This is a genomic window from Labrenzia sp. OB1 (genome assembly GCF_001624695.1).
GTDB lineage: Bacteria > Pseudomonadota > Alphaproteobacteria > Rhizobiales > Stappiaceae > Roseibium.
Window position 1 is genome coordinate 327,088 of sequence record NZ_JSEP01000003.1, and the last position, 12,261, is coordinate 339,348.

Sequence of the window (12,261 nt, forward strand, 5' to 3'; positions counted from 1 at the left end):
CGGGAACAGTCTGCAGGGAATACTGCCAGTTGAATGAAATTGCCGTCAAGAGGCAACAGTGGCGGCGTTATTCACACCGCGAGAGCTCATCGCTCAGGTTGGTTTCTTTCCGCTGAGAGCCTTCAGTCTGTACAGAGCTTCCAGGGCTTCCCTTGGTGTCATGTCATCAGGATCGATGTCGCGGAGGGAGTCCAGAACGGGGTCAGGTTCGGCGGAAGCAGCGGCAGCGGCTACTGGTGCCAGATTGGCGAACAGGGGCAATTCGTCGATCAGGCTTTCGGCGGGAGATCCCCGGTCCTGCTCTTCCAGCTGGCTCAGAACCTGTCTGGACCGTTCGACCACCATCGCGGGAAGACCGGCGAGTTTGGCGACCTGAATGCCGTAGGATCTGTCGGCGGCGCCCGGTACGATTTCGTGCAGGAAGATAACGTCGCCGTCCCATTCTTTCACCGAAACGGTGGCATTCGACAGCCGCGCAAGTCTGGCTGAAAGGGCCGTAAGCTCGTGATAATGAGTTGCGAACAGGGCGCGGGATCTGTTGACCTCGTGCAGGTGCTCGATGGTGGCCCAGGCGATGGACAGGCCGTCGAATGTCGCCGTTCCCCGGCCGATCTCGTCCAGAATGACCAGCGACCGGTCGCCGGCCTGATTGAGAATTGCGGCCGTCTCGACCATTTCCACCATGAAGGTGGAGCGGCCGCGGGCAAGATCGTCGGCGGCCCCGACACGGGAGAAGAGCCGGTCCACGACGCCGATATGCGCATCGGCGGCCGGAACGAACGCTCCTATCTGGGCCATCACGGCAATCAGTGCGTTCTGGCGCAGAAAGGTTGATTTACCGGCCATGTTCGGACCGGTTATCAGCCAGATATGGCCGGTGTCCCCGTCCTTGTCGGGACCGAGACTGGCGTCATTGGCGACAAAGCTGTCGCCACCGGTTTTTTTCAGGGCCCGTTCCACGACGGGGTGGCGCCCGCCCTTGATCTCGAACGCCCTGCTGTCATCGACGGCCGGGCGGACATGGTTTTCTTCCTGTGCGAGCTTTGCCAGCGCTGCCGACACATCCAGGATGCTAAGACCCTGCGCGGCAGCCTTGATCGTCTCGCTCGCGCTGATGATTGCCTGGGCCAGACGGTCGAAAATCTCAAGCTCGATGGCAAGCGAGCGTTCACCGGCGCTGGCGATCTTCGATTCCAGTTCGGCCAGTTCCGTCGTCGTGAAACGCATCGCGCCGGCCATGGTCTGGCGGTGAATGAACCGCCCGGTATCCGCCGTCATTTTTTCGGTTTGTGCCGAGGGAGCTTCGATGAACCAGCCGAGCACATTGTTATGCTTGATCTTCAGGGATCTGAGGCCGAGTTCTTCCGCGTAACTGGCCTGGAGCCTGGCGATAACCTTGCGGCTTTCATCGCGCAGGGCGCGCAGTTCATCGAGATCGGCATTGAAGCCGGTGGCGATGAAATTGCCGTCCCGTTTCAAAAGAGGGGGGTCTTCCCGGATCGCGGAAACCAGCTCGGCACCCAAATCATGCGGTGCGCGCTCCAGGCTGGCGCGGGCTGCGGCGATTTCCGCCGGGATGATATCAGCAACCGCGCCTGTCTGAGTGAGAACCACGCGGGTCGCCTCCAGTCCCTGGGCAATGGCGAGAATGTCGCGTGGCCCGCCCCGGTTCAGCGCGATGCGGGAAAGCGCCCGGGCCATGTCAGGCGCGCCCTTCAGCGTCCGGCGCAGATCTTCGCGCATGATTTCGTTGTCGAGGAAGAAGGCGACAGCGTCGTGACGGCGGTTTATGGCGTCCACATTGACCAGCGGCCCGGCAAGACGGCTGGCGAGAAGCCGCGACCCGCCACCGGTGACGGTGCGATCGATCGTGGCAAGCAGGGAACCCTGCTTCTCTCCGGAAAGCGTGCGTGAAAGTTCGAGATTCGCGCGTGTCGCCGGATCGATGAGCATGCGGCCCGCACCCGCCTCGCGCACCGGCGGGTCGAGAGGCGGCCGCTCTCCAAGCTGTGTTTTTTCGATATAGGCCAGAATGCCGGCGGCGGCCGAGAGCTCGGCCCGGCTGAAGGTGCCGAACCCGTCCAGCGTCTTGACACCGAAATACTGCCCCAGTCGGTCGGTGGCGGTCGCACTGTCGAAAAAGGCGCGTGGCACGGGCGACAAGGCGCCGCCCGGCTGTTCGGCGATCAGGCGAAGCTCGGGTTCCTGCAGCAGATTGTCCGGCAGCACAAGCTCGCGCGGCGACACCTGCGCCAGATCGGCGGCAAGGCGCTGGTGATCGGTTTCAGAGACCTGGAACGAGCCTGTCGACATGTCGATCCAGGCAAGGCCGTAAACCGCATCGCCTTCCAGCGAGCCGCCCTTCAGGCGGGTCAGCGCCATCAGGTAGTTGTTGGCGCCCGCATCGAGCAGACGTTCTTCGGTCAAGGTGCCGGGCGTCACCAGCCGCACCACGTCCCGCCGGACCACGGATTTTGATCCGCGCTTTTTGGCCTCCGCCGGGTTTTCGGTCTGCTCGCAAACCGACACCCTGTGACCCTTCGCGATCAGTTTCTGCAGGTAATCGTCGGCAGCGTGAACCGGCACGCCACACATGGGGATGTCCTCGCCCTGATGCTTGCCGCGTTTGGTGAGCGTGATGCCCAGCGACTGCGATGCGATCTCGGCATCTTCGAAGAACAGCTCGTAAAAATCCCCCATCCGGTAGAACAGCAGGCTGTCCGGATTGGCGGTCTTGATCTCGATGTACTGGGCCATCATCGGCGTGACCTTGGCGTCCGCCGGGGCCGCTTGTTGCGCGCTCCGTCCACTCATGCCTGATACCTAAATCAACAGGCTTTCAAGGGAAAGCGCCTCGAGGCGGTTAACGTCATCGATCCAAAGGAGAAAGCGCTCTGTGTCCGTTTTCGGCACAGGCCTGTGTCGTTTCGGCGTGCACAGCACTCCTTATGCGAACACCATTAAGCTAAGAGGCTACCGCGTCGCGGGTTGAGGGTTCAATTTTCAGCGGATAAGGTCAGGCGCCCGCCACCAAGAGCGGGTTTTCTAGAGGAACCGCCCGCACAATGTCCGCCGATAAGAATTCATCCAAAACATCCGTCAGCTTCACCGATCAGGAAGCGTTGCAATTCCACCAGGAAGGCCGGCCCGGAAAACTGGAAATTTCGCCGACCAAACCGATGGCCACGCAGCGCGATCTGTCGCTTGCCTATTCCCCCGGCGTGGCGGTTCCGGTGCGGGCCATCGCCGACGACCCGAGCCGCGCCTACGATTACACCACCAAGGGCAATCTCGTGGCGGTGATTTCCAACGGGTCCGCGATTCTCGGAATGGGCAATCTCGGCGCGTTGGCATCCAAGCCGGTGATGGAAGGAAAGGCGGTTCTTTTCAAACGTTTCGCCGATGTCGATTCCATCGATCTGGAAATCGACACCCAGGACGTCGAGGAATTCATCAATTCCGTCCGCTATCTCGGTCCGTCCTTCGGCGGTATCAACCTGGAGGACATCAAGGCGCCCGACTGCTTCATCATCGAGCAGCGCCTGCGCGAACTGATGGACATTCCGGTCTTTCACGACGACCAGCACGGTACGGCGATCATCGCCGCCGCCGGTCTCATCAACGCCCTCTATATGACCGGCCGGGACATGAAAGACGCCAAAATCGTCTGCAACGGCGCGGGCGCGGCCGGAATTGCCTGTATCGAACTCATCAAGGCGATGGGCGTTCCCCACCAGAACGTCACCCTCTGCGATACCAAGGGCGTGATCTACAAGGGCCGCGAGGAGGGTATGAACCAGTGGAAATCCGCGCATGCCATCGAGACGCAGGCCCGCTCGCTCTATGATGCATTGAAAGGCGCGGATGTCTTTTTCGGTGTGTCAGTGAAAGGGGCGCTCACGCCGGACATGTTGCGCGTCATGGCGCCGAATCCGGTAATTTTCGCTATGGCGAACCCGGATCCGGAAATCACGCCGGAAGAGGCCGCCGAAGTCCGCGACGACGCCATCGTCGCCACGGGCCGGTCGGATTATCCCAATCAGGTCAATAACGTCCTTGGCTTTCCCTATATCTTCCGCGGCGCGCTGGATGTTCACGCGACCACCATCAATGAGGCCATGAAAGTCGCCTGCGCCCATGCGCTGGCCGAGCTCGCCCGAGAGGAAGTTCCGGATGAGGTCGCGGCCGCCTATCGCGGCAACAGGCCGAAATTCGGTCCCGAATACATCATTCCGGTGCCCTTCGACCCGCGGCTGATCCATGCAATTCCGCCCGCCGTTGCCCAGGCTGCGATGGATTCTGGCGTCGCCCGCCGTCCGATCGTCGACATGGAAGCCTACAAGCACCAGCTGTCCGCCCGGCGCGATCCCGTGGCCGGCACCTTGCAGCGGATCTTCTCCAAGGTCCGCCAGCAGCCCAAACGGGTGGTTTTCGCGGAAGGCGAAGAGGAACCGGTGATCCGTGCGGCCACCAGCTTCGTGTCGCAGGGGCTTGGCGACGCCATTCTCATCGGCCGTGAGGACGAAATCAAATCCATGGCCGATCGGGCCGGGATAGATATTGAACGTCCCGGGATTTCCATCCAGAACGCCCGGCTTTCCGACCGCAATGCCGACTACGCGCAATATCTTTTCGGCCGTTTGCAGCGCAAGGGGTATCTCCTGCGCGACTGCCAGCGCATGGTCAACAACGACCGCAACTACTGGGGCGCAATCATGGTTGCCCGCGGCGATGCGGATGCAATGGTCACCGGCCTCACCCGGAACTATTCCGTTGCGCTCGACACGGTGAAAGACTGCATCGATCCGAAGCCGGGCCATCGTGTGATCGGCGTCTCTCTGGCTCTGGCGCGCGGCCGCACGGTGCTGATCGCCGATACGGCAGTGATCGACATGCCGACCTCGGAGGAACTTGCCGACATCGCCGAGGAAGCGGCCCATGTCGCCCGCAAGCTGGGTTATGAACCACGCGTCGCCATGCTGGCCTACTCCACTTTCGGACATCCGAAGGGCGAACGCTCCGAAAAGGTTCAGGAAGCGGTGAAGATCCTCGACCGGCGCAGGGTGGATTTCGAATACGACGGCGACATGGCCGCCGATGTCGCTCTCAACATGGACCGCATGGCCGCCTATCCCTTCTGCCGCCTCACCGCGCCCGCCAACGTTCTGGTCATGCCGGCGTTCCACTCCGCATCCATCTCCACGAAGATGCTCCAGGAACTTGGCGGCGCCACCGTCATCGGCCCTCTGCTCGTCGGGTTCGACAAACCCGTCCAGATCGTGCCCCTCGGTGCCAAGGATAGCGACATCGTCAACATGGCCGTGATCGCGGCATTCGACGTGACGTGATGCCGGGCGACATGGGGTCTCCGGCTGTCGTCGCCTGCCGGCGCCCCGTGTCCGTCCCGGATTTACGCCCCGGACACGCTGGCAAGGCGCTCTGGCAGGGTTTCCTGCCGGATCCATGCTTTCAGCGTGGCGGCGAACAGGTCCGGGTCTCTGGCGAGCCAGCCGTGGCCGAGACCTGCAACCTGGCGTGCCATGCAGTTCGGCATCCTGTCCTGAAAGACAGGCAGGGACGCGCTGATCGCGGAGTGTTCCTTTTCACCGGCAATCACAAGCGTCCGGGCCGGGACGTCCGGCAAGTGCACCCGGACGTCGAACGCCAGCGCGTTGGCTCCGATTTTTCGCATGGTTGCGGCGGAGGCGTTCGCTCTCCTGTCCGGCTGGCTGATCAGCCGGACATCCATGACGCCCATGGAGCGCGCCATCTTCTCGCGCGAACGCCGCGACACCATCATCCAGGAAGACACATGCATCATGGCGCGCAGAAATGCCGAGGACGGAATGGGATCGCATTGAAATCCGCTCAGAACGGCGCTCCGGACAAGGCCGGGGTGCCGTGCCATGAGCTGGAAGCCGATGTAAGACCCCATCGAAAGACCGGCGATATTGACGGGAGCGCCGCCGAGAGTCCCGATGATTTCGGCGACGGCATCACCGGCCTTTGCGAAATCGGTGACCTCCACCGCCTTGCTCTTTCCGTGACCCGGCAGGTCGATGCAGACGCAATTGAAATCCGGAAGGCGTTCGACCGCGGCGCTCCACATGCGCCGGTCAAATCCGGCGGCATGCAGAAAGACGATCGTGGGATCGTCTGCTGACCTGGTTTGACTGAAATGCAACATTCTTCTTGACCGCCGTTATCCCTCGTTCTGTCGGGTCAGGCTTGTACCGCATTTTCGACCGGCCCTGCCGGAAATCCGCGCGGGGTTCGAAGTTTTTTTCGAAGCCGAGCGGGTGACGGCGCGGGAAAGTCCGTTCTGCTTTGACAATTGTGTTTCAAGCGGCGATACCTCGAAACCATGTCTGATATTCAAGTCAAGATCTGCGGTCTGTCGACCGAAGCAACCATGGAAGCCGCGCTCGATGCGGGGGCGGATATGGTCGGGCTGATGTTTTACCCGAAAAGCCCGCGTCATGTGTCCCTCACACAGGCCTGCAAGCTGGCTGACATGGCGCGCGGCAGGGCGGAGATTGTGGCGGTCACGGTCAATATGGACCTGGACGGACTGTCGCGGATCAATGAACTGGTTGCGCCCGACACGTTCCAGTTTCACGGCAGTGAAACTCCGGAAGCCTGCGCAGCGGTTAAGGTGATGCAGGGAACCAAGATCATGAAAGCCGTAGCGGTTTCGGAAAAGGCCGATCTGGAAGAGGCGCAATACTACGCCATCGTCGCGGACCGGATCCTGTTTGATGCCAAGCCGCCTGAAGGATCGGATCTGCCTGGCGGCAACGGCGTTGCCTTCGACTGGACGCTTCTGAAAGATCTTGACCTGAAGAAGCCCTATATGCTTTCCGGGGGGCTGACTGCGGCAAATGTCGCGGAGGCCATCCGCTTGAGCGGGGCAAGGGCGATCGATGCTTCCTCCGCTGTCGAGCGGGAACGTGGCGTCAAGGACAACGACCTGATCCGCGCTTTTATTGCGGCAGCCAAAAACGCCTGATATCCGGAAGAAACCTGCCTGCGGCAAGGAGTTTACGCGTGAACGAGATGGCAAACAGCATTCGGACCGGCCCGGACGATCGCGGTCACTTCGGCATCTTCGGGGGCCGCTATGTCGCCGAGACCCTTATGCCGCTGATCCTGGATCTGGAACAGCACTACAAGGATGCCAAGAACGATCCGGCTTTCCATGCCGAGATCGAGGACCTGAACAAGAACTATACCGGCCGCCCCTCGCCGCTCTATTTCGCCGAGCGCCTGACGGAAGAGCTCGGCGGTGCCAAGATCTATTTCAAGCGTGACGAGCTGAACCATACCGGGTCGCACAAGATCAACAACTGCCTGGGCCAGATCCTTCTGGCCAAGCGCATGGGCAAGACCCGCATCATCGCGGAAACAGGCGCCGGTCAGCATGGCGTCGCCACCGCAACTGTCTGCGCCCGCTTCGGTCTGCCCTGCGTCGTCTACATGGGCAAGACCGACGTGGAGCGGCAGAAACCCAACGTCTTCCGCATGAAGCTTCTGGGTGCCGAGATCGTTCCGGTGACCGCCGGGGCCGGGACCCTGAAGGATGCCATGAACGAGGCGTTGCGGGACTGGGTCACCAATGTCGACGACACCTATTACCTGATCGGCACGGCGGCGGGCCCCCACCCCTACCCGGAAATGGTGCGCGATTTCCAGTCGGTGATCGGCAAGGAACTGCGCGACCAGATGACGGAAGCCGAGGGCCGTCTGCCGGATGCGCTGGTGGCTGCTGTCGGCGGCGGCTCCAATGCCATCGGTCTGTTCCATCCGTTCCTGGATGACAAGAACGTAAAGATCTACGGCGTGGAAGCCGGTGGTCGCGGTCTGCAGGGCGAAGAACATTGCGCCTCCTTGACAGCCGGCAAGCCCGGGGTTCTCCATGGAAACCGAACCTACCTGCTGCAGGATGACGATGGTCAGATTCTGGAAGGCCACTCGATTTCCGCCGGTCTCGACTATCCGGGCATCGGTCCGGAACATTCCTGGCTGAAGGAAATCGGCCGCGTGGAATACGTGCCGGTAATGGACACCGAAGCTCTGGAGGCTTTCCAGATGCTCACCCGTGTCGAAGGCATCATTCCGGCGCTGGAGCCGGCCCATGCGCTGGCTCATGTGGTCAAGCTGGCACCGCAGATGGACAAGGATCAGATCCTTGTCATGAACCTCTGCGGCCGTGGCGACAAGGACGTCTTTGCGGTCGGCGAGATGCTGGGCTTCGACCTTTAGATCGGGGCTGCCTGGCTACGATTGACGAGATTGTATAGGCCGTGCGTTTTCAGGACGCGCGGCCTTTCTTTGCAAGGATCGGACGGGCGGCAAGCGCGGATTCCAGAAGCTGCTGCTGACCGCGCGCATCCAGATGCTCCTCCTGCTGCGGCGGTTCGGACACCGCAGGCCGCACCGAGCCAAGCGGTTGCCTTTGGCTGGCGTGAAAGCCGATATTGAATCTCTTCATGCTCCGCCAAAGCTTTTCGCCGAGAGGTCTGGGGGCCGGTTCGAAGAGGGAATGGGCCATTTTCAGCTCCTTGTTGTCGTTTGCGGGGTTGAGACTGATCTTAGAATAGGCGCACTTAGTGCATTCTTCCAGTCAGAATTTACGGGTTTCCCGAATTGCTGCCATGCACAAACAGTGGAGCTGAGCTATGGCTCCGGGCCATCCCGCGTACAGTCCCGGTAGGTCCGTTTGTGCATTGTTGGATTGACAGGGTGCCTGCGGCCCCCGTACATCGCAGGAACGAAAAAGGCCTGCGGGGATGTGAAGCAGGCGCAGGAAGGGTAGCAGTGCATGACGCAAACGCGCATCGACCGCCGTTTTAAGGCCTGTGCGGACGCAGGCCGACCGGCTCTCGTCACGTTTATTACCGCAGGCGATCCGGATCTCGAAACGTCTCAGGCCGTATTGGACGCTCTACCGGCGGCTGGTGCCGACATCATCGAACTCGGCATGCCCTTCTCCGATCCGATGGCCGAAGGCATTCCGATCCAGCTCGCCAACCAGCGCGCCCTGGCTGCGGGCCAGACCATGGAAAAGACTCTCGACATGGTCCGCAGGTTCCGCATGAAAGATCAGGAAACGCCGATCATCCTGATGGGCTACTTCAATCCCATTTATGTGCGCGAACCGGTGAAATTCGTCCAGGTCGCCAAAGACGCCGGTGTCGACGGCTTCATCATTGTCGATATTCCGGCGGAAGCCGACGACGAGTTGTGTATTCCGGCGATGGACGCCGGGCTGAACTTCATCCGTCTGGCGACGCCCACGACGGACGACAAGAGGCTGCCCGCCGTTCTGGCCAATACCTCCGGTTTCGTCTATTACGTATCCGTCACAGGCATAACCGGCGCCGATATCGCCGATACCGGCCGGGTTACCGACGCCGTCAACCGGATCAAGGGCCATACCGATTTGCCCGTGGCCGTCGGTTTCGGCGTCAAGACCGCCGAGCAGGCGGCCGTTATCGGCAAGGATGCGGACGGTGTGGTGGTCGGCTCGGTTCTGGTCAATGCCATTCGCGACAGCCTGGATGAAACAGGCAAGGCGACGGACAGAACGGTACAGGCGGTTTGTGATGTGGTGACCGGACTGGCCGGCGGCTGCGCCCGATCCCGTAAGTCCTGATCTCGCCCCATTTGGCAATTGTATTGGCGGGAAGTGTGGCGGACCCCATATTCCCGCCTGTCGGTAACCGGAGCACTTGCGGGAAAGCTGGTCAAACGGCTTTACATATCCTCAAACAGCTCAAAGCAACGGACACGTGAAACGTGAACTGGATCAATTCTATCGTACGCCCCAAGATCCGGGATCTTTGGAAAAAGCGTGAAGTTCCGGAAAATCTCTGGATCAAGTGTCCGGAAACGGGGGAGATGGTGTTCCACCGGGACCTGGAGGCAAATCTCTGGGTTATCCCGAATTCCGGGCATCACATGCGCATGCCGGCGCGCCGGCGGCTGGAATCCTTTTTCGACGGCGGCCAGTACACCCGTGTCGCAACGCCAGAGGTTCATGCCGACCCGCTCAAGTTCCGCGACAGCAAGCGCTATAATGACCGCCTGAAGGATGCCCGCTCCAAGACCGGCGACGACGAGGCCATCCATGTCGCCCAGGGCAAGGTCAACGGCATGGATATCACCACGGCCATTCAGGACTTCACCTTTATCGGCGGCTCTCTCGGCATGGCCGTCGGAGAGGCCATCCTTGCCGGCATGTTGAAGGCCGTTGAGGACAAGACCCCCTTCGTCATGTTCGTTGCCTCTGGCGGTGCCAGAATGCAGGAAGGCATCCTGTCGCTGATGCAGATGCCCCGCACCACAGTCGGCGTGCAGATGCTGCGCGAAGCGGGACTGCCCTATATCGTTGTTCTGACCAACCCGACGACGGGCGGCGTTTCAGCGTCTTACGCGATGCTGGGCGATGTCCAGATCGCCGAACCCGGCGCCCAGATCGGCTTTGCTGGCCGGCGCGTGATCGAACAGACGGTCCGCGAAAAACTACCGGACGATTTCCAGACGGCCGAATACCTTCTCGAACACGGCATGATCGACATGGTGGTGCCGCGCCAGCAGATGAAGGACACGGTCGCCCGGATCTGCGGCATTCTCATGAAACGGGAAGTCCAGTTGCCGCAAATGGCGCTTGAAGCTCCGAAAGAAGCGGAACCCGAGGCCAATTCTGAAGCTGACGCTCCGGTGGAAGCAAAGGCCAAAGAGACCGAAGCCGCCAAATAAGCATTCAGGTTTACCCTGAATTGTCGCGAAAACGGCATGAGAGAACAAATTTGGCCTCGCCGCTTGTCAGGCGGCCGGCCATCTCGTAAACGCGTATCTCATGCTGAACACGGGACCAAAGGGGCCCGCGGAGGGCGCATTGGATCAAATTATCAAAATCCTCGACCGCCTGCTGGCCCTGCACCCCAAGGAGATAGATCTCTCGCTTGGGCGCATGCACCGGCTGCTGGTGGCGCTTGGCCACCCGGAAAGGCATCTGCCGCCGGTCATTCATATCGCCGGTACCAACGGTAAGGGCTCCGTGACCGCCACAATGCGGGCGGTGCTGGAAGCGTCCGGAAAACGCTGCCACGTCTACACCTCGCCGCATCTGGTCTCCTTCAACGAACGCATCCGGCTCGGCACGGACGGTAAATTCGTCTCCGACGCCATGCTTCAGGATGCGTTACAGCGCTGTGAGGAAGCCAATGCCGGCGAGGAAATCACGTTTTTCGAAATCACCACCGCCGCGGCCTTCCTGCTGTTTGCAGACAACCCTGCCGACATTTTGCTTCTGGAAGTAGGACTCGGGGGGCGTCTGGACGCGACCAACGTCGTCGACCGGCCGCTTGCAACGGTCATAACGCCGGTCTCCATGGATCACGAGAAATTCCTCGGCGATGACGTCGCGGATATTGCCGCGGAAAAGGCAGGGATTATCAAGCAGGGTGTTCCGGTCGTTTGCGCGGCTCAGGAAGACGCCGCCCTTAAGGTGATCGGCCGCCAGGCAGCCCGAAACCGGTCCTCTGTCGAAGTCTTCGGTCAGGATTTTGTGGCCCTGGAGGATCAGGGCCGGATGATCTTTCAGGACGACGATGAGCTGATCGATCTGCCCTTGCCGGTGTTGAACGGCCGCCATCAGGTCGCCAATGCCGGTCTGGCGCTGGCAACGCTGAAGTCAGCCGGGCTTCTGCCGGAAGAGGCCGTCATTGCCGATGGCCTGAAGTCGGTCAACTGGCCGGGACGCCTTCAGCCGGTCACGCACGGGCCGCTCCATGACCTGTGCCCGGACGATGCGGAAGTCTGGGTCGATGGCGGCCACAATCCCGGTGCTGGTGTTTCCATCGCCGAGTTCATGGGGGAGCAGGAGGAGCGCGCTCCCCGGCCGCTCTATCTGGTGTCCGGTATGCTGACCACCAAGGACCCGGTCGGATTCTTTCGGCCTTTTCACGGTCTGGTCCGCCATGTCGGCACCGTGCCGATCTCCTCGACAAACACTGCCAGAACGCCGGAAGATCTCGCGGATCTCGCCCGTTGCGCCGGTCTGGAGGCAACACCGTTCCAGTCTCTGGACGCAGCGCTTGCCGATGTGGCAGTCTGTGCCGCGAAGGATGGCGAGCCACCGAGAATCCTGATTTGCGGATCGCTTTATCTGGCTGGTGAGGCTTTGGCGCGCAACGGCACGGCGCCGCGATAGGCCGGACGATTCATAATGCCATAGCGATCTTTGGCGACAGGGAG

General features: G+C 61.2%; 9 protein-coding genes. 6 read left to right on the forward strand and 3 right to left on the reverse strand.

What is annotated here, in order from left to right; translation table 11 throughout:
• Positions 1-93: 93 nt before the first annotated feature.
• Positions 94-2,814, reverse strand: a complete 2,721-nt coding sequence (mutS, locus tag OA90_RS06055) for a DNA mismatch repair protein MutS (protein ID WP_068408505.1) — start codon at positions 2,812-2,814, stop codon at positions 94-96.
• Positions 2,815-3,065: 251 nt separating this feature from the next.
• Here mutS and OA90_RS06060 point away from each other — a divergent pair, with 251 nt between their 5' ends.
• Positions 3,066-5,348: an NADP-dependent malic enzyme gene (locus OA90_RS06060; protein WP_068408507.1), complete on the forward strand. Its 2,283-nt coding sequence runs from the start codon at positions 3,066-3,068 to the stop codon at positions 5,346-5,348.
• A 62-nt stretch (positions 5,349-5,410) separates the two neighbouring features.
• Here the strand turns inward: OA90_RS06060 and OA90_RS06065 are convergent, their stop codons facing one another.
• Complete coding sequence (locus OA90_RS06065; protein ID WP_068408509.1) at positions 5,411-6,187, reverse strand: alpha/beta hydrolase; 777 nt, start codon at positions 6,185-6,187, stop codon at positions 5,411-5,413.
• A gap of 177 nt (positions 6,188-6,364) precedes the next feature.
• Between OA90_RS06065 and OA90_RS06070 the strand changes: the two genes are divergently transcribed.
• Together OA90_RS06070 and trpB are read left to right on the forward strand one after the other, a co-directional pair.
• A complete protein-coding gene (locus OA90_RS06070) occupies positions 6,365-7,009 on the forward strand; it encodes a phosphoribosylanthranilate isomerase (protein ID WP_068408791.1) in 645 nt (214 codons plus the stop codon).
• 47 nt (positions 7,010-7,056) lie between these two features.
• Complete coding sequence (gene trpB / locus OA90_RS06075; RefSeq protein WP_199823629.1) at positions 7,057-8,262, forward strand: tryptophan synthase subunit beta; 1,206 nt, start codon at positions 7,057-7,059, stop codon at positions 8,260-8,262.
• A gap of 49 nt (positions 8,263-8,311) precedes the next feature.
• Here the strand turns inward: trpB and OA90_RS06080 are convergent, their stop codons facing one another.
• Entirely contained in the window at positions 8,312-8,551 is a 240-nt protein-coding gene (locus tag OA90_RS06080) for a hypothetical protein (RefSeq protein WP_068408512.1), read from the reverse strand.
• A 270-nt stretch (positions 8,552-8,821) separates the two neighbouring features.
• Here OA90_RS06080 and trpA point away from each other — a divergent pair, with 270 nt between their 5' ends.
• The 3 genes from trpA to OA90_RS06095 all read left to right on the forward strand — a co-directional run bounded on the left by trpA (position 8,822) and on the right by OA90_RS06095 (position 12,217).
• On the forward strand, positions 8,822-9,655 hold the full coding sequence (trpA, locus tag OA90_RS06085; protein ID WP_068408514.1) for a tryptophan synthase subunit alpha: 834 nt from the start codon (positions 8,822-8,824) through the stop codon (positions 9,653-9,655).
• 143 nt (positions 9,656-9,798) lie between these two features.
• The gene (gene accD, locus OA90_RS06090) at positions 9,799-10,761 is read left to right on the forward strand and encodes an acetyl-CoA carboxylase, carboxyltransferase subunit beta (RefSeq protein ID WP_068408516.1); all 963 of its coding nucleotides are present in this window, start codon (positions 9,799-9,801) and stop codon (positions 10,759-10,761) included.
• A gap of 139 nt (positions 10,762-10,900) precedes the next feature.
• Positions 10,901-12,217 carry a folylpolyglutamate synthase/dihydrofolate synthase family protein gene (locus OA90_RS06095; RefSeq protein ID WP_244274549.1) on the forward strand — a complete coding sequence of 439 codons (1,317 nt, stop codon included), beginning with the start codon at positions 10,901-10,903 and terminating at the stop codon, positions 12,215-12,217.
• Positions 12,218-12,261 lie beyond the last annotated feature (44 nt).

Coding starts and splice junctions, on each gene's coding strand:
- mutS (WP_068408505.1), bottom strand. CDS start 2,814: ATGAGTGGACGGAGCGCGCAACAAGCGGCCCCGGCGGACGCCAAGGTC.
- OA90_RS06060 (WP_068408507.1), top strand. CDS start 3,066: ATGTCCGCCGATAAGAATTCATCCAAAACATCCGTCAGCTTCACCGAT.
- OA90_RS06065 (WP_068408509.1), bottom strand. CDS start 6,187: ATGTTGCATTTCAGTCAAACCAGGTCAGCAGACGATCCCACGATCGTC.
- OA90_RS06070 (WP_068408791.1), top strand. CDS start 6,365: ATGTCTGATATTCAAGTCAAGATCTGCGGTCTGTCGACCGAAGCAACC.
- trpB (WP_199823629.1), top strand. CDS start 7,057: ATGGCAAACAGCATTCGGACCGGCCCGGACGATCGCGGTCACTTCGGC.
- OA90_RS06080 (WP_068408512.1), bottom strand. CDS start 8,551: ATGGCCCATTCCCTCTTCGAACCGGCCCCCAGACCTCTCGGCGAAAAG.
- trpA (WP_068408514.1), top strand. CDS start 8,822: ATGACGCAAACGCGCATCGACCGCCGTTTTAAGGCCTGTGCGGACGCA.